The sequence below is a fragment of the Paenibacillus xylanilyticus genome (assembly GCF_013359935.1).
Lineage (GTDB): Bacteria > Bacillota > Bacilli > Paenibacillales > Paenibacillaceae > Paenibacillus > Paenibacillus xylanilyticus.
This window is the reverse complement of sequence record NZ_JABMCB010000179.1, coordinates 109,793-129,311: the sequence shown is the minus strand read 5'-3', so window position 1 is coordinate 129,311 and position 19,519 is coordinate 109,793. Positions and strand designations below refer to the sequence as shown.

Sequence of the window (19,519 nt, the reverse complement as noted above, 5' to 3'; positions counted from 1 at the left end):
ATGGCTACTGAAATTGTTTCTACCAATAATACTTGGCCTAACTATTCGGCCGCAAACAAGGCAACAACTAGTGCAGCTACAAAGGAGCTAGGGAAGGATCAGTTCCTTAAAATTCTAATCACCCAACTTCAGAATCAGGATCCGATGCAGCCTATGGAGGATAAGGAATTTATTGCTCAGATGGCTCAGTTCAGTTCGGTTGAACAACTAGTTAATATCTCATCCCAACTTAAAGCGCTGAATCAGTCTCTTGGTGCAGTTTCAAGCATGATCGGGCGAGAAATCAGCTGGCTTTCTTCTAATAAAGAGGACAACGGAACGCTTCGTCAGGGGATTGTGGATTCAATCATCGTACGGGATGGTGTACAGTACGCTAAAGTGGGCGAAGACGAGATTGAACTGAATGAAATTATTCAGGTTGCAAATCCCACTCAAAGTGAAGAAGAATCCCAGAGTCAAAGTATTGCAGATGTTTCAGCACCAGTGAGTGAAAGTGAGGAAGCTGAAAAGTCGGTTCAAGATAGTGGGAACACATTATGAGTGATCGAATAACGGTAGGACAACTATATACAGGGCCAGTAACGCCTAACCTGCTTAATCGTGTCAAACAGAGCGAGACAACTCTCACTCCAGAAAGACCTTTTGCCCAGGTGCTTGAGGATAATCTTCTTAAGCTTAGCAATCATGCAGCCAAAAGATTGGAACAGCGTGGAATTGAGCTAAAAAGTGAGCAGATGCAGCAGATTGGAACTGCACTGGACAAGGCTGCTGCAAAAGGCGCAAAAGAGTCTCTGATCCTGATGCAGGACATGGCCTTTATCGTCAATGTCAAGAATCGCACTGTCGTTACCGCCATGGATAGTGAAAGCATGAAGGATAACGTGTTTACACAAATAGATAGTGCTGTAATCATTTCTTAACCGGCTGGCCCTTCTCGGGAGCCGGAATACCGCTGACCGACTGATGCGGTAACCAAATTATGGCTGGGAGGATTTTTTAAAATGTTAAAATCGATGTACTCTGGCGTTTCCGGGATGCGGGGTTTTCAAACAAAACTTGATGTCATTGGTAATAATATCGCAAACGTAAACACCGTTGGCTTCAAAGGCAGTCGTGTTATGTTTAAGGATATTATGAGTCAAACCACAGCGGGAGTAACAGCCCCGACAGATACTCCAACCGGTGGTGTGAATGCGAAACAAATCGGTTTAGGTGTGTCTGTAGGTTCTATTGATACATTACATCTTGCAGGAAGTCCAATGACAACAAACAATCCCACAGATTTGCGAATTAACGGAGATGGCTTTTTCCTTGTTTCCATGGGAGAGGATCAGGAAATTCCATTTTTAACTCGTGCTGGAGATTTTCATGTAGATGCGGCTCGTAATCTCGTTACATCAGACGGCCTCTTCGTATTAGACAGTGAAGGTGCACCGATCACGATTGCAGATGATGTTGTTTCTTTTACGATCGGTCAAAACGGTATGATTAACCAGACTATGGCTGATGGAACCATCGAAAGTGAAACTCAGCTGGGAATTGGAAAAGTTGTCAACCCTGAAGGGTTAGAAAAAATAGGCGGCAACCTTTACCGAATGACGGCTAATGCTAATCCTGATGGCACTCTTGATACATTAACAGCGAATGATGCTGAAAACGGAACTGGTTCAATCATTGCAGGTCAACTGGAAATGTCCAATGTAGACCTTACAGGCGAATTCACAGAGATGATCGTGGCCCAACGTGGCTTCCAGGCGAACTCGCGGATCATTACAACATCGGATGAAGTGCTTCAGGAAGTTGTTAACCTGAAACGTTAATAACTAATTAGCAAATTTTAATGCGTGGGGGGCTTGCTCCTCCACATTGATCGAGGGGGCTTAGCATGATTTCGGTTACGCGGTTAAACGGTTCTCCCATGTGGTTAAATGCGCTGATGGTAGAGATTGTGGAAGAAACGCCGGATACGTATATTACTCTGGTGACTGGGAAGAGACTGATTGTCCTTGAAAAGGCCGATGAAGTCATTTCCAAAATCAAAGATTACAACCGTGAAATCGGGGTTCAGGCAGCCACTATCAAAGTGCAGCAAACGGAGGAATCCTGATGAAAAAGATGATGCCCTGGCTCGCAACGATATTGCTGGCCATAACACTCATTGTGGTGGTTGTGTTTGTATTTATGCAGGGACAGGTAGGAAACAAAGCGGAGAAAGATGTAGCTTCGGCTGCAGAGGTTAAAAAGATGACTGCTGATGAAATTGTTGAGGTGACTTCTGAAATTACAGACATCAAAACAAATTTGGCAGATACCAATCACATCGTACAAGTTAACCTGGCTTTTAAAATGGCCGATGCCGCAGCAAAAGAAGATTTTGAGAAAATCAAAGAAATCACTGTAAAACCAATTATTGTTCAAACTTTTGCGGATGCACAGCCAGAAGAATTAAAAACAGCCAAGGGGCGTTCTCAGTTTAATGAAAAACTTACAAAACTGATCAATGAGGCACTGCCTGAACCGAAGCTGAGCAGCACGAACTTTACTTATTTTTTGATGGCATCAATGTAATGAACAGAGCACGCTGTAAAACGGTAAGGGGGTGAGAACATGGTGGATGTATTATCACAAAATGAGATTGATGCCCTATTAGCAGCACTTTCCTCAGGTGAGATGGATGCCGAGGAACTGAAAAAGGAAGAAACTCAGAAAAAAATTAGATCGTATGATTTTAAACGGGCGGTACGCTTTTCCAAAGATCATATTCGAAGTTTGACTCGAATTCACGAAAACTTTGCACGCTTTCTCACCACTTATTTTTCAGCCCAATTGCGGACTTTCGTTCAAATTAACGTCGTTCAGGTCGAACAGTTGCCCTATGATGAATTTATACGTTCAATTCCTAAAATGACGATATTAAACATATTTGAAGCAGAACCATTACAAGGTCGAATGGTACTGGAAGTCCACCCCAATGTTGGTTATGCGATGTTGGATCGATTGCTGGGAGGTACAGGAAGTGCACCGACTAAAATAGCTTCAATGACTGAAATTGAGACGACGATTATGGAGCGGATCTTCAGCCGCGCGTTCGAAAGTTTGCAGGAAGCCTGGAAGACGGTGCTGGACATATCACCTAGAATGGAAGCGCTGGAGACCAATCCGCAGTTTATGCAGATTGTATCACCTAACGAAACGATCGCACTGATCTCGCTTAGCACCAAAATCGGTGACACCACTGGCATGATCAATTTGTGTATCCCGCATGTCGTTCTTGAACCCATTATGTCAAGGTTGTCGACACATCAATGGTTTGTTTCAGAGAAAAAAACGAGGGCTCCTGAAGAGTACGATGCTCTTAGAGAACGTGTGAATAAAGCCAAATTGCCGATTGTAGCTGAGTTGGGAGAATCCAGGATTTCGATCTCGGAATTCCTAGGCCTATCGGTTGGCGATGTTATTACGTTAAACAAACCGGTTGAAGAGGGATTATCCATCAAAGTTGGCGACAGGTTGAAGTATATGGGCAGTCCGGGAACGATTAAAGACCGTGTGGCTGTGCAAATAGACAAGATTGTCACCGAAGGAGTTGAAGAATTTGACGAGTAAGGATTATTTGTCCCAAGAAGAAATCGATGCTTTGCTCAGGCAATCCGAATCGATGAGCAGCACGGAACCGGTTGAAAAAACGGTTGACGACTTTTTGACTGAGCTTGAACAAGATGCATTGGGGGAGATTGGTAATATTACATTCGGTAGCGCTGCAACAGCTTTGTCCACGCTATTGGGATTGAAAGTAGATATTACTACACCGAAAGTATCCATCATCAGCCGTTCGCAATTTGAGGAAGCTTTTCCCAAGCCGCATGTTGCGGTACATGTGAATTATGTGGATGGATTTGAAGGAATTAATTCACTTGTGATTAAAAAGCGTGATGCCCAAGTCATTGCTGATCTGATGCTCGGGGGTGAAGGCAATCCTGCAGATGAAGAACTGAACGAAATCCATATTAGTGCAGTTCAGGAAGCCATGAATCAAATGATGGGTTCATCTGCAACCTCCATGTCTACGATCTTCAATCGATTTGTAAATATCTCTCCACCAGGCATTGATATTCTTAACATGGAAAGTGGCGAGGGTGTCAGCAGTCTTCCGCATGACGAGACGTTGATTCAAGTTTCGTTCCGTCTCCTGATTGGTGATCTGATTGACTCCAATCTGATGCAGCTTTTGCCTGTTGATTTCGCCAAACATATGGTGGACATGTTGATTGGTGGTGCACAGGAATCAACGGCTAATGCACCAGTAACAACACCATCACAGACGGCACCGGCAGCAGCAGCTCCACCAGTGGCACCTGAGCCACCGGTTCAGCAACAAGTGCCTCCACAGGCTTCTCAGCCGCCTGCTCCAGACTATAACGGATATGGACAGGCACCAATGGGTATGCCACAAGGAATGCCGCCACAACAGCCTTATGGCATGCCTCCGCAGCAACCATACGGTGTACCACAGCATTACGGCGGAATGCCGAACAGGAATGTAAATGTACAACCCGTCCAGTTTGCTAATTTACAAAATGGGGCTTACGGTCAAGTGGACGAAAATAATTTGAATTTATTGATGGACATTCCCCTTAAAGTCACCGTAGAATTAGGAAGGACCCAGAAGCAAATTAAGGATATATTGGAACTCTCACAAGGTTCAATTGTCGAACTGGATAAACTGGCCGGCGAACCTGTCGATATTTTGGTCAATAACAAACTGATCGCCAAGGGAGAAGTTGTCGTCATCGATGAAAACTTTGGTGTTCGTGTTATAGATATCGTAAGCCAATGGGACCGAATTCAGAAATTACAATAAGCACAATTTAGGGAGGACTTGAATCAAGATGGCAAACCGAATTTTAGTCGTGGACGACGCTGCATTTATGAGAATGATGATCCGGGACATTTTGTCCAAAAACGGATACGAGGTCGTTGGCGAGGCTCAGGATGGAGCACAAGCAATTGAGAAATTTAAGGAACTTCGTCCTGATCTGATCACGATGGATATCACCATGCCTGAGATGGATGGAATCGCAGCACTGAAAGAAATCAAGAAAATCGATGCGAACGCTAAAGTCATTATGTGTTCAGCTATGGGACAACAAGCAATGGTAATTGATGCAATTCAGGCTGGTGCCAAAGATTTCATCGTTAAGCCATTCCAGTCTGACCGGGTCATCGAAGCAATCAGCAAAACGCTGGGAGTTTAAGACACATGATGATGGCGCAGGGTGGAATTCCTGGAGAAGCTGACGTTGGGACCAACTATTATTTTCAGCTTGTATGGGTGATTGTCGTCCTGGCCGTCATCCTGGTCCTTATCGTTTACCTGCTCCGTTTTTTGAACAAACGAAATCAACAATGGTTTCGAAGCGGCACAGTCCGTATTTTGGGTGGTGTGGGGCTGGGGCCCAACAAGTCTCTGCAGATCATAGAAATTGGTGGCAATGTCTATTTGGTTGGCGTAGGCGAGAATATACAATTGCTGGACAAAATCTCGGATCTGGAAGAGGCGCAAAGAATTGTTGATTCATTTGAGAGAGAAGCTTCTTCACAACAGGGAAGCCTTTCACCGATAATTGACAAGTTGGCAGCCCGCTTGCGTAAGAAAGAACCGCCACGGGAAATGGAAATTGAGGACACAGCCTCTTTTCACGAACTGTTCGAGTCGAAACTTCGGCAGATGCCTAACCGAAAAGAAAAGATGGAAAAGCTCCTGGAAGAAGACAATACTACAGATCGGTCGAGGGATTCATGAAGAAAAAGATTTGGCTAGCATGTTGTTTGATGGGGCTTATCAGCCTGGCATCTGTGACGGTCGCCTTTGCCGAACCGATACCGAACATCGATATTCAAATCGGAAGCGGAGATGGGGGAACACCTAGTACGAGTTCTCTGTCCATTATTCTCTTAATTACGGTGTTAAGTATAGCGCCTGCAATACTGGTGTTAATGACCAGTTTCACCCGAATTGTTATCGTTCTCGGTTTTATACGGACATCCTTGGGAACGCAACAAATGCCGCCCAATCAGGTGCTTGTCGGTTTAGCGCTCTTCCTGACACTGTTTATCATGTCACCGACACTGTCTTCTATTAATCAGGTAGCACTTCAACCCTATCTCAAAGGAGACATCACGCAAACGGAAGCGCTTGAAAAGGCTCAGGATCCCATAAAGAAATTTATGTTCTCCCATACCAGGGAGAAGGATTTACTGCTATTTATGAAATATAATCAGACCGAACAACCGGAAACTTATCAAGATATACCGATCACTGTCATGGTGCCAGCGTATGCAATAAGTGAATTGAAGACAGCATTCCAGATGGGATTTATGATATTCATACCATTCCTGGTCATAGACATCGTGGTTGCAAGTACGCTAATGGCTATGGGGATGATGATGCTTCCACCGGTCATGATCTCATTACCATTTAAGATATTGTTATTTGTCCTTGTCGATGGCTGGTATCTTGTAGTGAAGTCACTGTTGCTGAGCTTTAACACATGAGCAGGAAAGTTAAAGGAGGACGGTCATGACTTCAGAATTTATTATAGGTCTGGCCGGGAAAGCAGTATATACGTCACTGCTGGCCAGCGCACCCATGCTTATACTGGCTCTAGTTGTGGGTCTCATTATCAGTGTATTTCAGGCAACAACCCAAATTCAGGAGCAGACATTAGCCTTTGTTCCTAAAATTATTGCCGTACTTTTGGCAGTGCTCTTATTTGGGCCATGGATTTTAAATATTTTGGTAGATTTCACGTATAACATTCTTGATAATTTATACAGATATATAGGGTAGGCTTTCGCCGATGGAGACATTGCTGCAAAGTTTTCCTGTCGCTCTGCTTATGTTTTGTCGAATTGCATCATTTTTTGTAACTGCACCAGTGTTTTCAGCTCGAAATGTCCCGAATTCCATTAAGGTGGGTTTATCGGCATTTGTGACATTAACGGTTTATGTCGTTTATGGCATGAATCAGGAAGTGCCTACCGATCTGAGTTACATCCTATTGATTATCCGAGAGATACTAATAGGTTTGCTGCTAGGGTTTGTAGCCTATTTGATCATGACAGCTGTGCAGACCGCTGGAACATTTATTGATCTTCAGATTGGCTTTGGTATGGCGAATGTTTTTGACCCGATGACGGGGGCTTCGGCACCGCTGACAGGTAATTTCAAATACGCTTTTGCTATGCTGCTTTTCCTGACGATGAATGGTCACCACTATCTTCTGGATGCCATAGTTTACAGCTATCGCTGGATACCGTTATCCAATGCCTTTTTCATACGATTGGCCGATGGGAGTATTGCTGAGTTTCTCGTTCATACGTTAGGGGAGGCCTTTATGCTTGCCTTTCAAATGTCGGCACCTATTGTAGTGGCTTTGTTTTTGACGGATGTGGGACTGGGCTTTCTGGCTAAAACTGCTCCTCAATTCAATGTGTTTGCTGTCGGTATGCCGTTAAAGGTCCTGGTGGGGATCGCCATATTGCTTTTGATGGTTCCGAGCTTCGCCTTTGTATTTGGCCAATTGTTCGAAGCAATGTTTAGATCTATGGAAAAATTGCTTGGGACGATCGGACAGAGGCCAGGTTAAAGGAAACGGAGGACAGGATTTAAAATGAAATTTCAACTGGACCTTCAGTTATTCGCAGGGGAGAAGACAGAGAAAGCCACCCCGAAAAAAAGGCAGGATACGCGCAAAAAGGGACAGGTTGTCAAAAGTATGGAGATCTCTGGGGCATCCATTCTCCTGTTCACCTTTTTAATCATGATGGTATTTAGTAACTTTTACAAAGAACGCATCGTCCGGTTATTCACGGATATCTTTATGAATCGACTGAGCTTGGAGATCACCGGCGAGAATGTAATGGCCCTTATGATGCGTTATGGCATTGAAGTCATGCTGCTGCTTGCCCCCGTACTGCTTGGTGCTGCACTTGTCGGATTGATAGTCAATTATATGCAGGTTGGTTTTCTCCTTGTAGGAGAAGGATTGAAGCCAAAGCTTGAAAAGCTAGATCCAATCAAAGGATTCAAAAACATTTTCTCACTCCGCTCGTTGGTGGAGTTTGCAAAATCCATTTTGAAAATGTTGATTATCGGATACCTTGTTTACAGTACGATTATAAGTTACCAATCGGAAATTGCATCGCTTTCTCATTATTCTCTGGATGCCATTTTACATTTTTCAGCTTCAATCACCCTGAATCTGGGTGTCAAGATTGCTGTTGCCTTAATGGTACTTGCAGTATTCGACTACATGTATCAGAAATATGATTACGAGAAAAACATTCGGATGTCCAAGCAGGACATCAAGGATGAGTACAAAAAAATGGAAGGTGACCCGCTGATCAAAGGTAAAATCAGGGAACGACAGCGTCGTATGGCTGTACAGCGCATGATGCAAGAAGTTCCCAATGCAGATGTGATCATCACGAACCCGACGCACTTTGCGGTTGCGCTAAAGTATGAAGGTTCCGAGATGGAAGCACCTCAGATTGTTGCCAAAGGTCAGGATTATGTCGCCTTGCGCATTAGGGAAATTGCCAAAGAGCACGGTGTCATTACAATGGAAAACAAGCCGCTGGCACGGGCATTGTTCCAGAGGGCCGAGATTGGCGACGCCATACCGGCTGATTTGTTTCAAGCGGTAGCCGAAGTGCTGGCTTATGTATATAAATTAAAGGGCAGAACGAAATAAAAGGGATCGGAGGCCGTACATTCATTGAAAACTAAAGATATTGCTGTCCTTGCGGGTATCATCGGCATTGTGTTGATGATGATTCTCCCGATCCCAACCTGGTTGTTGGATATGCTGCTTGTTGTTAACATTTCACTTGCATTGATGATACTGCTCGTTGCAATGAACAGCAAGGAAGCGTTGCAATTCTCCATCTTTCCGGCATTGCTGTTGATTACGACACTGTTTCGATTAGCTTTAAATATTTCAACAACGAAGCTGATTCTCGGAAATGGAGACGCGGGATCTGTCGTAGCAACGTTTGGTAGCTGGATCGCAGGCGGTCAGATTGCTATTGGTTTTATCGTCTTTCTTATACTGGTCGTTGTTCAGTTTATCGTTATCACCAAGGGGTCAGAACGTGTAGCAGAAGTTGCAGCTCGTTTTACACTCGATGCGATGCCTGGTAAACAGATGAGTATTGATGCGGATTTAAATGCAGGCTTGATCAATGAGCAACAGGCGCGTGAGCGTCGTTCCAAAATTGAGAGAGAAGCTGATTTCTACGGAGCAATGGACGGGGCGAGTAAATTCGTAAAAGGAGACGCCATCGCAAGTATTATCATCTTGCTGATCAATCTCATTGGTGGGTTTATCATCGGTATGACCGTGCATGGCCTCTCGTTTGCAGATGCATTATCCACGTACTCTGTATTAACAATCGGGGATGGATTGGTAAGTCAGATTCCTGCTCTATTGATTTCAACAGCAGCGGGACTTATTGTCACAAGAGCGTCATCCGAAGGGAATTTGGCAGATGATATTACGGGGCAGTTGTTTACATACCCGACGCTCATTTATATTGTAGCTTTTGTAATCGCAATGCTTGGTTTCTTCACTCCGATTCATGCCATAACGACAATACCTTTGGCGGGTATATTGGCATTTGCCGCTTGGAGGATGCAGAATAATCTGAAATCCAAACAGGAGGCAGAAGAACAGATGGAGGAGGAGCAGCAGATTGAAGAGGTTAGAAGTCCAGAAAGCGTAATTAATTTGCTTCAGGTGGATCCGATCGAATTCGAATTTGGATACGGTTTGATCCCTCTCGCTGATAATCAGCAGGGCGGAGATCTATTGGATCGGATTATTATGATACGTAGACAATGTGCACTTGAATTGGGACTCGTGGTTCCGGTGATACGGATTCGAGATAACATTCAATTAAGGCCTAATGAGTATGTCATTAAGATCAAGGGTAATGTGGTTGGAGGCGGTGAATTGCTGCTTAACCATTATCTGGCTATGAGTCCAGGTTATGAAGAAGAGTCTGTCACTGGTATTGAAACGACGGAACCGGCTTTTGGTCTTCCTGCCCTCTGGATCGACGAAGTGACCAAAGATCGCGCTGAGCTTGCAGGTTACACGGTTGTGGATCCTCCTTCCGTTGTTGCAACCCATCTGACGGAACTGATCAAGAAACATGCGCATGAGTTGCTTGGCAGACAAGAGACGAAAGCGCTTGTGGATAATCTCAGAGAGAACTATGCTGCACTTGTGGATGAGCTGATTCCTTCGGTTTTGGCCATTGGGGATGTACAAAAAGTGTTGGCTAAACTTCTGCGTGAGAAGATCTCGATTCGAGATATGGTCACGATCTTCGAGACACTGGCAGATTACGGGACGTATACAAAAGACCCGGATGTTCTGACAGAGTACGTAAGACAATCGCTCTCCCGTCAAATCACTCAACAGTTCTCCCAAAAAGGTGAAACGCTCAGAGTGATTACGGTTGGACCTGGACTGGAGAAGAAAATTGCCGAGAGTGTGCAGCAATCCGATCAGGGTAGTTATCTTGCATTGGACCCTGCTTCCACACAGAGTGTATATCAAAAATTGACCGCACAGGTCAATCGACTGATCCAATCAGGTCAACAACCTGTTGTATTAACTTCTCCAACCATTCGTATGTATCTGCGTCAAGTCATTGAACGTACCATGCAGGACATACCGGTACTTTCCTATAGTGAGTTGGAACCGAATGTTGAAATCCAAAGTGTCGGAGTGGTGAACTTATGAGAGTAAAACAATATATTGTTGAGACCATGCCCGAAGCGATGCTTCAAATTCGTAAAGACCTGGGAAGTGACGCTGTCATTCTGTCCACCAAAGAAATCAAGGTGGGCGGAATGATGGGAATGTTTCGCAAAAAAAGAATTGAAGTTGTGGCGGCAGTTGAAGAAGAAGAGAAAAAAGAAGCAAAAAAGCAAGTGCAGAATCCATTTACACCAGTACCGCGTGCATTTGTTCCTGAAGCGTATCGGCAAACGGCTCGTTCATTTGCAAACGAAGCTAATGAATCTCCTGCCAATGTTGCAGATCAGGATGTGAATGAACAACACAAGGAGACCGCTGCCAAGTCTGGATCGAGTAACATCGAATCAGCCTTTGGGATCGGTAAATTTGATTCAAGCATGGATTATAAACCGCGACCGGAAGGAGCGGATTTTTCCGGTTCAGCATCTTCTCCCCTGCTGGAGGGAGAAAAACAGGGGCAGCAAGTTGAATTGATGTCTGAACTGAAAGACCTCAAAAGAATGATGACTCAATTATCCAAGCAGAGTGCTTTGGCTGACCCTTTACCTGAAGAGTTTCATTCTCTACGAGAACAGCTGATTGGCCAAGAAGTTTCGGCAGAAGTATTCGAGTCATGGTTTGAAGCGGCTGAGACGCAGTTAAATGCAAATGTGCTGGAAGAAAAAGATATTGTCCAGTCAGTTCAGCAACAGATTTTACAGTTTCTAGAGGAACGTATTGATGCCGGCATATTACCCGGGACTCGAATTGTCTATGTTGCTGGACCTACAGGAGTGGGTAAGACAACAACTATTGCCAAACTAGCTGCTGAGCAGATGTTTAAACATCATCGCAAAGTCGGGTTTATCACTTCGGACACATATCGTATTTCAGCAGTGGAACAGCTTAGAACTTACGCTTCCATTTTGAATGTTCCGCTTGAGGTTGTGCAGTCTCCCGGAGATACACAGCGAGCGATATCCCGCCTGCAGGATTGTGATCTGATCTTTATGGATACCGCAGGAAGAAACTATAGAAACGAACTGCTGGTATCTGAGTTACAAAGCTTGCTGGCTCCTGTAGAGAATAGTGAAACATTCCTGGTCATGAGCATGACATCCAAAAATACGGATATGTTCGAAATTACTGAACATTTCAGTAAGTATGGTTTGGATAAAATCATCTTCACCAAGATGGACGAAACCGGCACGTGTGGTCCGATGATTAATCTTTTGCATCGTTTTCCGCTAAAACTTGCCTATGTGACCAATGGACAGAACGTTCCTGATGATTTGTTAAAACCTGATCCAGGGTCCCTAACTAAACAACTACTGGGAGAACTTGCACAATGAGAGACCAGGCAGCCTCACTTCGAAGTATGGTGTCAGCACCCAGAGAAGAGGACGGTATGGAGCGCAGCCGTTCTTCCAAGATCTTAACCATTGCAAGTGGAAAAGGCGGAGTAGGAAAGTCCAACTTCACTTTAAATTTTGCACTTGCATTACAAACTCTGGGGCGGAAGGTACTTGTGTTTGATGCAGATATCGGGATGGCCAATATTGATGTCCTTATGGGGACCACATCTCCCTATAATTTGTATCATTTATTGTATCGGCAAAAGTCCATACAGGAAATCATTCAGCTTGGTGCGAACGGCTTGCCCTATATAGCTGGTGGATCGGGCATGAAAGAATTATTTTCTTTGTCGGATCGTGATTTGGAGTTTTTTGCAGAGCAAGTGGAAATGATTGCACAAGAAATGGACTATGTCATTTTCGATACCGGTGCGGGGCTCTCTAGAGAGAATATGAAGTTCATCGGTGCAGCTGACGAATGTATGATTATAACCACACCTGAACCAACTTCCATAACAGATGCATATGCTCTGGTCAAAGTGATGCATGGTCAGGAAAATGCTACACCTTTTCGGATGATCGTTAACCGCGTTGAAAATGAACAGGAATCGGAACGGGTGGCCGATAAAATAGCTGGGGTAGCTAAACGTTTTTTGCAGACCGATATCCCCTTGCTCGGGTATGTTTCTGAAGATCCGAATGTCGTAAAAGCGGTGAAGAGACAGGTGCCTTATAGTCTGGCCTATCCCCAATCAAAAGCTTCCAGAGATATACAGCGACTCGCCCTTCGCTATCTGGCTGAACCTGCGGTTAACCAGTCCGGAACCTTGACAGGAATCAGGGGATTTATGAAAAAGTGGCTTAGGAAGACAACATGATTTCTGAAAAAAGGAAACAGAGGTGGACAAAACATGGCGGTGTATCAAGTATTGGTTGTCGATGATTCCGCTTTTATGCGCAAAATTGTCACGGATTTAATTGAAGCGGACCCGGAATTCAAAGTTGCGGCGACTGCTTCAACCGGCAAGGAAGCAATACAAAAAGCAGTGGATGTAAAGCCTGATGTTATTACAATGGATGTTGAAATGCCTGAGATGAATGGATTGGATGCACTAAAATCAATAATGCAGCAATCATCTGTTCCTGTCATCATGCTATCTGGTATCAATGAACAAGGGATGAAAGAAACCATTATGGCGCTTGAAGCAGGAGCGTTCGATTTTATCCGAAAGCCTTCCATTTCACATGATCAGGATATTGCTCAGGTAGGTAAGGCCCTCGTTGAGAGAATGCGGGCGGCCATGAATGAAATCAAGCGAAAAGCGGACCGCGAGGCATCCTTGCAAAAGAGGAAAGAGATTCAGGAAGACGTCTTGCGTCAATCTCAGCGGGTACAGCGAGAAACGCCTGCCCAAGTTCACAGAGAACCAGCACAAAAACGGATTGACCCGGTTCAGCCGGTCACACGCCCAACCAGCGAACAAAGCGAACGTTTCCAATCCCAATCCCTGAAGCGAAACGCACCACTGGGGGATCAGAAAAAAGAGCGGTCAGACAAAAAGGCAGAGGCTCCAAAGAGTCCCGATCGTCTTCCTGACGTAAGAGAAGCTAAAACTCGGAAACCTGTTAAGCCCGTCCCTACACCAAAGGAGATTCGGAACTCTGAACCATTACGATCGGCAGTGGATCAGGTCGCTGCAGCCTCAAGTCGCCCAATTTCAAAAGCAGTAGCGGGTACTGAAGGAGCTTTTAACAAGATTGTCGCGATTGGTTGCTCCACAGGAGGTCCAAGAGCCCTAAAAACATTGCTTGAGGAACTGCCTGCTGATTTGCCTGCACCTGTCATTATCGTGCAGCACATGCCACCGAACTTTACCCGTTCTTTGGCACAACGCTTGAATACATTCAGTCCGCTGCATGTGGTTGAGGCTGAAGATGGTATGGTCCTAAAAAAAGGATCTGCATATATCGCTCCTGGCGGATATCACATCATAGTAAGCAACACGGCAGATGGAAAGTTTATTTTGAAGCTTACTGAGGAGCATCCGGTGAATGGTCATAGGCCTTCGGTGGATACGATGTTTGAGTCGTTATTGCCGTTCACATCACTTCAGCGACATTTGGTTTTGCTGACGGGCATGGGTAGTGATGGAGCTCGCATGATGAAGAAACTGTATGAAGCTGGTGTCACATCCACCTTTGCGGAAAATGAAGAGACTTGTGTTGTGTATGGAATGCCGCGTTCTGCTGTAGAGCTGCAGTGCGTTCGCCATCTTTTGCCTTTGCAGGAGATCGCCCCAAAACTTGTTCAAGCAGTGAAATAAACGGAGTGTAACTCATGGAGGAGGTGCCTCACAATGGACATGAACCAATATTTATCCATGTTTATTGATGAGTCTAATGATCATCTGCAATCCCTTAACGACAATATGCTTCAACTCGAAGGCAATCCGGAGGACCTTAGCATCGTTCAGGTCATCTTCCGCTCTGCTCATACTTTGAAAGGTATGGCCGCTACGATGGGTTTTGAGGATTTGGCATCATTGACACATAAAATGGAGAATGTGTTAGATCTGGTACGTAATGAGAAATTGAAAATGAAGGATTATATTTTTGATACCCTGTTTAAGAGTTTGGATGCGCTTGAAACCATGGTTCAGGACATTACTGGTGGCGGAGAGGGTAAGGCGGACGTTTCTGCCATTGTAGCTTCCCTTCAAGCCATTGAAAGCGGGGAATGGACAGGTGGTGAATCTCCAGCAGCTGCAGAAACAAGTAAGCCGGTAGAGTCCATTTCCTCTGCTGTTGATTTGGACGAGTTCCAATACTCCGTGCTGGACCAGTCCATCGCTGAAGGGCATCGTGTCTTTTACATCGATGTGCTTGTTAGTGAGGATAGCCAGCTGAAAGGCGTACGTGCCTACATGGTATTTGATCTCTTGGAACGTTCCGGTGAAGTCGTGAAGTCTTTCCCAACCGTTCAAGATATTGAGCAGGAGAAGTTTGAGCGCAGTTTCTCGTTGTATTACATAACAACCAAGGAAGCGCAGGAACTGGAAAAAAGTATATTAAGCATTTCAGAGATAGAAAGTGCCAAAGTGATTCAGCTGGATCAGGAAACTCTTCAGCAAATGACCAACCAGGCTGCAGCAGCGGTTGAAGCTGAAACTGTCGCCATAGCTACAGCTGTATCACAAGAGGTTGCACCTGCCGTGAAAACGGAACAAAAGCCAGCAGCCAAACCTGCTGCACCAGCTAAACAGGCAGCTGCACCTTCGCGCACGATCCGAGTGGATATCGAGCGTTTGGATGTGCTTATGAATTTGTTCAGTGTATTGCTGATTGATCGTTCTCGTCTGGAGCAGTTGGCGAGCGAAACGGGTAATAATGATCTATCCGATACGGTTGCCCATCTTAGCAGAGTTAGCTCAGACCTACAAAATATCGTACTTAAACTGCGGATGGTACCTGTGGATACCGTATTTAACCGTTTCCCGCGGATGATTCGTGACCTGGCCAAGACGCTGGATAAAAAAATCGATCTGGTCATTACCGGTGCTGAAACTGAATTGGACCGTACCGTCATTGATGAGATTGGTGACCCACTGGTGCATTTGCTGCGTAACGCTGTTGACCACGGTGTAGAGTCGATCGCTGAACGTATTGCGGCCGGGAAACCGGAAATGGGCACAGTTAACCTTCGTGCTTTCCACAGTGGAAATCATGTTTTTATTGAGATTGAAGACGATGGCAAGGGGATTTATCGTGAGAAGCTTTTGCAAACAGCCATCAAACGCGGGGTTGTAACGGAAGAACAGGGTGCCAAAATGAGTGATGATGAAGTCAATCAGTTGCTGTTTGCCCCGGGTTTCAGTACAGCTGACAAAATCTCGGATATCTCCGGACGTGGAGTCGGATTGGATGTTGTAAAATCCAAGATCACTTCCTTAGGCGGTAATGTGACCATTCATTCCACACCTGGCAAAGGTACTAATTTCTCGGTTCAACTGCCATTAACGTTGTCCATTATCGCTGCAATGCTTGTACGAGTGGGTTCAGAGAAATATGCGATTCCTTTGTCCTCCATCGTGGAGACGGCAATTGTGCAGCGTGAGCAGGTTCGGAATATTCATGGCAACAAAATGATCACTTTCCGTGAATCGCTCATTCCGTACTTGTCACTAAATGAAGTGTTCGGGGTGCCTGACTTCAATGATGAAGATGAGTCGGAGACAGAAATCGTCGTCATCCGTAAAGGTGATCGCCTCGCAGCGGTTTCCGTCGAAGAATTCATTGGACAGAGCGAGATTGTACTCAAATCGATGGGAAGCTATCTTCCTTCCATTGAAGGAATCTCCGGAGCAACCATCCTGGGAGATGGTCAAGTTGCTCTGATCGTTGATCCTAACGCATTTATTAAATAAACATTTACGTAAGCCTTACACTTAATAGGGAGGTTTTATCCATGGAAGAAGAATTGAAAGTCATCGTCTTTAAATTAGGTTCTGAAGAGTACGGTATTGAGGTCGAGAAGGTTCAGACAATTGAGCGCATGATGCCGATTACTCGTGTCCCTAAGACATTTTCCTTCGTAAAAGGGGTTATTAATTTACGTGGGGTTGTAATCCCGGTTATTGACTTGCGTGGTCGGTTTTCCCTGCCTGAAACGGAATATACGGATCAAACACGTATTGTTATCGTAGCAGTAGGTGACATGCAGGTCGGATTTATCGTTGACGCGGCCAATGATGTAATTGATATTAAGAGCAGTGCAATCGATAGTCCTCCGGAAGTGGTTGGTGGAGTCAAAGCACGATATCTGCGCGGTGTGGCTAAATTGGAAAATGAGCGTTTGCTGATCATGCTGAATCTGCACGAAGTATTGAACAAAAGCGAGGTTGTACAGCTGGAAAGTGTCGAGGGCTAACACGTGGAGATGTTCAACCGATTTGAGGGATTCCAAATGGATGTGCTCAAAGAGGTCGGTAACATTGGAGCAGGCAACGCCGCAACGGCGTTGTCTCAGCTTCTGAATAGACCGATTGACATGGGTGTGCCAACAGTACAAATGCTCCCTTTTGAGGAAGTTGCAGAAAAAGTGGGCGGGGACGAACGAATCGTGGTTACTGTCTTTTTGCGTGTTGAAGGCGAGGCACCGGGGAATCTGTTTTTCATGATGACTCCAGAGGCTGCCAAAATGCTGCTGAACCGACTTGCCGGATTTGATCTGAAGGAAGGTCTCATGTTTACGGACATGGAACAGTCTGCATTATCCGAAATCGGTAATATCCTGGCCGGATCGTATCTCTCATCACTTGCAGATTTCACAAAACTGTCGATGTATCCTACGGTTCCTGGGCTAGCGATTGATATGGCAGGAGCAATACTCAGTTACGGCTTGCTGCAGTTCGGTGAAATGGGAGACGACGCACTACTGATTGACACTTCGTTCTTCGAAGGTGAAGATCAGGTTGAAGGTCAATTTTTCCTGATTCCCGATCCGTTGTCATTTGCCAAGATATTTGAATCTTTAGGGGTGCCGCTGGATCATGATTGAAGAAAAAAGCGTCGTTAAAGTCGGTATGGCGGATTTGAACATTGCTCACCTTCCTGGCATAATCCGCACGACTGGTCTTGGTTCTTGTGTAGGATTAACGATGTATGATCCGCATTTGAAACTGGCTGGAATGGCGCATGTCATGCTTCCTTCTTCAGAGATTGCTAGAGAAGGAAAATTGAACACTGCTAAATATGCGGACACGGCATTGCCTGAGCTGCTAGAAAAGATGTTGAAACTCGGTGCATCTCGCTCACGAATTGTGTCCAAGATGGCAGGAGGTGCCCAGATGTTTGCCTTTTCGGGCGCTGGAGATACCATGCGCATTGGGCCGAGAAATGCTGAGTCATGCCGGGAATGGTTACAAAAACTTGATATACCTCTTCTTGCTGAAGATACCGGTGGTAATTACGGCCGAACCATTGAAATGGACTGTGAAACAGGTATTTTAAATATTAGAAGTGTACAAATGGGTGTAAAGGAATTATAAAATGATGATAGGAAACTACCGCATTAATCTTGGAGCAGGCATAGTCGGATTTATTCTGACTTTTTTTGTAGCATACAGCAGCAATTTGTTGATGACCAGTTTAATTCGCGGATTAATCGGATTCGTAGCCTGGTATGCCCTTGCTTTTGGTTTGCGCTGGGGGCTAGGGCTGCTGCTGACCTCATCCGCAGGGAGTAAAGGATTCGATTATGATCCCCCAATCGGTCCGGAAGTAAGAGGTTCACAGGTGGACATTAAACTCGAAGACGATGGACAAGAGCTGAACGACTTGCTCAAGAATGGACAGAACGCCTCCTCTGGGGAAGAAATTCCGCCATCCGAGACGAAAGCTCCAACGGGTTTCGCCCCATTGGATCCGCCTAAACTGGTACGGACCAAAGATCCGGAAGAATTGGCGCAGGCCGTTCGTCACCTGACAGACAAATAAGGAGGGTGAAAGCAATTGGACGAGCGTAAAGCTTCACATTTGAATCATGCTGATCTGTGGGAAAAGTGGAAAGAGCACGGAGATCTTGAAGCCAAGAAAGCATTGATTGAAAAGTATCTTCACATTGTTAATTATGTATCCGGACGTTTGGCAGTTGGATTACCCAAAAATGTCCCGAAAGATGATCTTGAGAGCAATGGTGTCATGGGATTAATCGATGCTCTTGAGAAATTTGACTATGAACGAGGCCTTCAATTTGAGACGTATGCCTCATGGCGTGTTCGAGGCGCAATCCTGGACGGTTTGCGTCAAGGGGACTGGGTTCCTCGTTCAGTACGGGAGAAAGCTAAACGAATCGAGGATGCATATCAACAGTTGGAGCAAACCTATTTACGGTCAGTAAGCGATGAGGAAATGAGTCAATTCCTTGATGTGTCTACAAAAGATTTTCAACATATGCTTCAGGAAGTGGCCGTAATGTCACTTTGTTCCCTTGAAGATCCGATTCGGGAAGAAGAATCAGAGACTCGTCTTTCCTTGATGGTGGATGAAAAGGCCAAAAACCCGGATTACAAAGTAAATGAGTTTTATCTGAAGGATGCCTTGGTTCAGGGACTCGACAAGCTGACGGTAAAAGAGAGAACGGTCGTCTCCCTCTTGTATTACGAAGATTTGTCACTTAGTGAGATCGCTGAAGTAATGTCTCTTTCTCCATCACGTATATCCCAGCTGCATTCCAAAGCCATATTAAGACTCCGTGGAACGCTGGAGAAACAGAAGGATTTGTTGATGCGCAAAGATTAAAAGAGAGCTTGATTATACGGATTTCGGGGAGTGGAAAGTCTAAAAGGGGGAAGA

The 19,519-nt window shown here is 45.1% G+C and carries 23 protein-coding genes; all 23 read left to right on the top strand.

Annotated elements, in window-relative coordinates; genetic code table 11:
* The 23 genes from HP552_RS14020 to HP552_RS13910 all read left to right on the top strand — a co-directional run bounded on the left by HP552_RS14020 (position 1) and on the right by HP552_RS13910 (position 19,465).
* Positions 1-540 carry a flagellar hook capping FlgD N-terminal domain-containing protein gene (locus HP552_RS14020; protein WP_175396066.1) on the top strand — a complete coding sequence of 180 codons (540 nt, stop codon included), beginning with the start codon at positions 1-3 and terminating at the stop codon, positions 538-540.
* Complete coding sequence (locus tag HP552_RS14015; protein WP_175396065.1) at positions 537-920, top strand: TIGR02530 family flagellar biosynthesis protein; 384 nt, start codon at positions 537-539, stop codon at positions 918-920. Before HP552_RS14020 ends, HP552_RS14015 begins: the two co-directional genes overlap by 4 nt.
* An 81-nt stretch (positions 921-1,001) precedes the next feature.
* Positions 1,002-1,820, top strand: a complete 819-nt coding sequence (flgG, locus tag HP552_RS14010; protein ID WP_175396064.1) for a flagellar basal body rod protein FlgG — start codon at positions 1,002-1,004, stop codon at positions 1,818-1,820.
* Positions 1,821-1,885: 65 nt separating this feature from the next.
* Positions 1,886-2,107, top strand: coding sequence for a flagellar FlbD family protein (locus tag HP552_RS14005; protein WP_024630220.1), 222 nt, complete (start codon positions 1,886-1,888; stop codon positions 2,105-2,107).
* Positions 2,107-2,568 (top strand): flagellar basal body-associated FliL family protein, encoded by a 462-nt coding sequence (locus HP552_RS14000; RefSeq protein ID WP_175396063.1) that lies wholly within the window; start codon positions 2,107-2,109, stop codon positions 2,566-2,568. Before HP552_RS14005 ends, HP552_RS14000 begins: the two co-directional genes overlap by 1 nt.
* A gap of 39 nt (positions 2,569-2,607) precedes the next feature.
* Positions 2,608-3,606: a flagellar motor switch protein FliM gene (fliM, locus tag HP552_RS13995; protein WP_175396062.1), complete on the top strand. Its 999-nt coding sequence runs from the start codon at positions 2,608-2,610 to the stop codon at positions 3,604-3,606.
* Complete coding sequence (fliY, locus tag HP552_RS13990; protein ID WP_175396061.1) at positions 3,596-4,861, top strand: flagellar motor switch phosphatase FliY; 1,266 nt, start codon at positions 3,596-3,598, stop codon at positions 4,859-4,861. The genes fliM and fliY overlap by 11 nt, the downstream gene beginning before the upstream one ends.
* Before the next feature lie 28 nt (positions 4,862-4,889).
* Positions 4,890-5,255 (top strand): response regulator, encoded by a 366-nt coding sequence (locus HP552_RS13985; protein ID WP_095287820.1) that lies wholly within the window; start codon positions 4,890-4,892, stop codon positions 5,253-5,255.
* A gap of 11 nt (positions 5,256-5,266) precedes the next feature.
* Positions 5,267-5,803, top strand: a complete 537-nt coding sequence (locus HP552_RS13980) for a flagellar biosynthetic protein FliO (RefSeq protein WP_175396153.1) — start codon at positions 5,267-5,269, stop codon at positions 5,801-5,803.
* Complete coding sequence (gene fliP, locus HP552_RS13975; protein ID WP_175396060.1) at positions 5,800-6,555, top strand: flagellar type III secretion system pore protein FliP; 756 nt, start codon at positions 5,800-5,802, stop codon at positions 6,553-6,555. The genes HP552_RS13980 and fliP overlap by 4 nt, the downstream gene beginning before the upstream one ends.
* 25 nt (positions 6,556-6,580) lie before the next feature.
* The gene (fliQ, locus tag HP552_RS13970) at positions 6,581-6,850 is read left to right on the top strand and encodes a flagellar biosynthesis protein FliQ (protein ID WP_024630226.1); all 270 of its coding nucleotides are present in this window, start codon (positions 6,581-6,583) and stop codon (positions 6,848-6,850) included.
* 10 nt (positions 6,851-6,860) lie between these two features.
* Positions 6,861-7,649 (top strand): flagellar biosynthetic protein FliR, encoded by a 789-nt coding sequence (fliR, locus tag HP552_RS13965; RefSeq protein ID WP_175396059.1) that lies wholly within the window; start codon positions 6,861-6,863, stop codon positions 7,647-7,649.
* 24 nt (positions 7,650-7,673) lie between these two features.
* Positions 7,674-8,756: a flagellar biosynthesis protein FlhB gene (flhB, locus tag HP552_RS13960; protein ID WP_175396058.1), complete on the top strand. Its 1,083-nt coding sequence runs from the start codon at positions 7,674-7,676 to the stop codon at positions 8,754-8,756.
* A 24-nt stretch (positions 8,757-8,780) separates the two neighbouring features.
* Entirely contained in the window at positions 8,781-10,814 is a 2,034-nt protein-coding gene (gene flhA / locus HP552_RS13955) for a flagellar biosynthesis protein FlhA (RefSeq protein WP_175396057.1), read from the top strand.
* Positions 10,811-12,163, top strand: coding sequence for a flagellar biosynthesis GTPase FlhF (gene flhF / locus HP552_RS13950; RefSeq protein ID WP_175396056.1), 1,353 nt, complete (start codon positions 10,811-10,813; stop codon positions 12,161-12,163). The genes flhA and flhF overlap by 4 nt, the downstream gene beginning before the upstream one ends.
* Positions 12,160-13,044: a MinD/ParA family protein gene (locus tag HP552_RS13945; protein ID WP_175396055.1), complete on the top strand. Its 885-nt coding sequence runs from the start codon at positions 12,160-12,162 to the stop codon at positions 13,042-13,044. The genes flhF and HP552_RS13945 overlap by 4 nt, the downstream gene beginning before the upstream one ends.
* 33 nt (positions 13,045-13,077) lie before the next feature.
* Positions 13,078-14,490 (top strand): protein-glutamate methylesterase/protein-glutamine glutaminase, encoded by a 1,413-nt coding sequence (locus HP552_RS13940; RefSeq protein WP_175396054.1) that lies wholly within the window; start codon positions 13,078-13,080, stop codon positions 14,488-14,490.
* A gap of 33 nt (positions 14,491-14,523) precedes the next feature.
* Positions 14,524-16,590: a chemotaxis protein CheA gene (locus HP552_RS13935; protein ID WP_175396053.1), complete on the top strand. Its 2,067-nt coding sequence runs from the start codon at positions 14,524-14,526 to the stop codon at positions 16,588-16,590.
* A 41-nt stretch (positions 16,591-16,631) separates the two neighbouring features.
* A complete protein-coding gene (locus HP552_RS13930; protein WP_175396052.1) occupies positions 16,632-17,093 on the top strand; it encodes a chemotaxis protein CheW in 462 nt (153 codons plus the stop codon).
* Between the two features lie 9 nt (positions 17,094-17,102).
* The gene (locus HP552_RS13925) at positions 17,103-17,723 is read left to right on the top strand and encodes a chemotaxis protein CheC (RefSeq protein WP_095287977.1); all 621 of its coding nucleotides are present in this window, start codon (positions 17,103-17,105) and stop codon (positions 17,721-17,723) included.
* Positions 17,716-18,213 (top strand): chemotaxis protein CheD, encoded by a 498-nt coding sequence (locus tag HP552_RS13920; protein WP_175396051.1) that lies wholly within the window; start codon positions 17,716-17,718, stop codon positions 18,211-18,213. Before HP552_RS13925 ends, HP552_RS13920 begins: the two co-directional genes overlap by 8 nt.
* Position 18,214: 1 nt before the next feature.
* Positions 18,215-18,661: a hypothetical protein gene (locus HP552_RS13915; RefSeq protein ID WP_175396050.1), complete on the top strand. Its 447-nt coding sequence runs from the start codon at positions 18,215-18,217 to the stop codon at positions 18,659-18,661.
* A gap of 15 nt (positions 18,662-18,676) precedes the next feature.
* Complete coding sequence (locus HP552_RS13910; RefSeq protein WP_175396049.1) at positions 18,677-19,465, top strand: FliA/WhiG family RNA polymerase sigma factor; 789 nt, start codon at positions 18,677-18,679, stop codon at positions 19,463-19,465.
* Positions 19,466-19,519: the final 54 nt, after the last annotated feature.

Bases quoted from the DNA above. Each gene is read 5' to 3' on its own strand.
- fliP (WP_175396060.1), top strand. From the start codon at position 5,800: ATGAAGAAAAAGATTTGGCTAGCATGTTGTTTGATGGGGCTTATCAGC.
- HP552_RS13925 (WP_095287977.1), top strand. From the start codon at position 17,103: ATGTTCAACCGATTTGAGGGATTCCAAATGGATGTGCTCAAAGAGGTC.
- HP552_RS14000 (WP_175396063.1), top strand. From the start codon at position 2,107: ATGAAAAAGATGATGCCCTGGCTCGCAACGATATTGCTGGCCATAACA.
- flhB (WP_175396058.1), top strand. From the start codon at position 7,674: ATGAAATTTCAACTGGACCTTCAGTTATTCGCAGGGGAGAAGACAGAG.
- HP552_RS13935 (WP_175396053.1), top strand. From the start codon at position 14,524: ATGGACATGAACCAATATTTATCCATGTTTATTGATGAGTCTAATGAT.
- fliM (WP_175396062.1), top strand. From the start codon at position 2,608: ATGGTGGATGTATTATCACAAAATGAGATTGATGCCCTATTAGCAGCA.
- fliR (WP_175396059.1), top strand. From the start codon at position 6,861: ATGGAGACATTGCTGCAAAGTTTTCCTGTCGCTCTGCTTATGTTTTGT.
- HP552_RS14015 (WP_175396065.1), top strand. From the start codon at position 537: ATGAGTGATCGAATAACGGTAGGACAACTATATACAGGGCCAGTAACG.
- HP552_RS13980 (WP_175396153.1), top strand. From the start codon at position 5,267: ATGGCGCAGGGTGGAATTCCTGGAGAAGCTGACGTTGGGACCAACTAT.
- HP552_RS13920 (WP_175396051.1), top strand. From the start codon at position 17,716: ATGATTGAAGAAAAAAGCGTCGTTAAAGTCGGTATGGCGGATTTGAAC.
- fliQ (WP_024630226.1), top strand. From the start codon at position 6,581: ATGACTTCAGAATTTATTATAGGTCTGGCCGGGAAAGCAGTATATACG.
- HP552_RS14005 (WP_024630220.1), top strand. From the start codon at position 1,886: ATGATTTCGGTTACGCGGTTAAACGGTTCTCCCATGTGGTTAAATGCG.
- flgG (WP_175396064.1), top strand. From the start codon at position 1,002: ATGTTAAAATCGATGTACTCTGGCGTTTCCGGGATGCGGGGTTTTCAA.
- HP552_RS13915 (WP_175396050.1), top strand. From the start codon at position 18,215: ATGATGATAGGAAACTACCGCATTAATCTTGGAGCAGGCATAGTCGGA.
- HP552_RS13940 (WP_175396054.1), top strand. From the start codon at position 13,078: ATGGCGGTGTATCAAGTATTGGTTGTCGATGATTCCGCTTTTATGCGC.
- flhF (WP_175396056.1), top strand. From the start codon at position 10,811: ATGAGAGTAAAACAATATATTGTTGAGACCATGCCCGAAGCGATGCTT.
- HP552_RS13985 (WP_095287820.1), top strand. From the start codon at position 4,890: ATGGCAAACCGAATTTTAGTCGTGGACGACGCTGCATTTATGAGAATG.
- HP552_RS13930 (WP_175396052.1), top strand. From the start codon at position 16,632: ATGGAAGAAGAATTGAAAGTCATCGTCTTTAAATTAGGTTCTGAAGAG.
- HP552_RS13945 (WP_175396055.1), top strand. From the start codon at position 12,160: ATGAGAGACCAGGCAGCCTCACTTCGAAGTATGGTGTCAGCACCCAGA.
- HP552_RS14020 (WP_175396066.1), top strand. From the start codon at position 1: ATGGCTACTGAAATTGTTTCTACCAATAATACTTGGCCTAACTATTCG.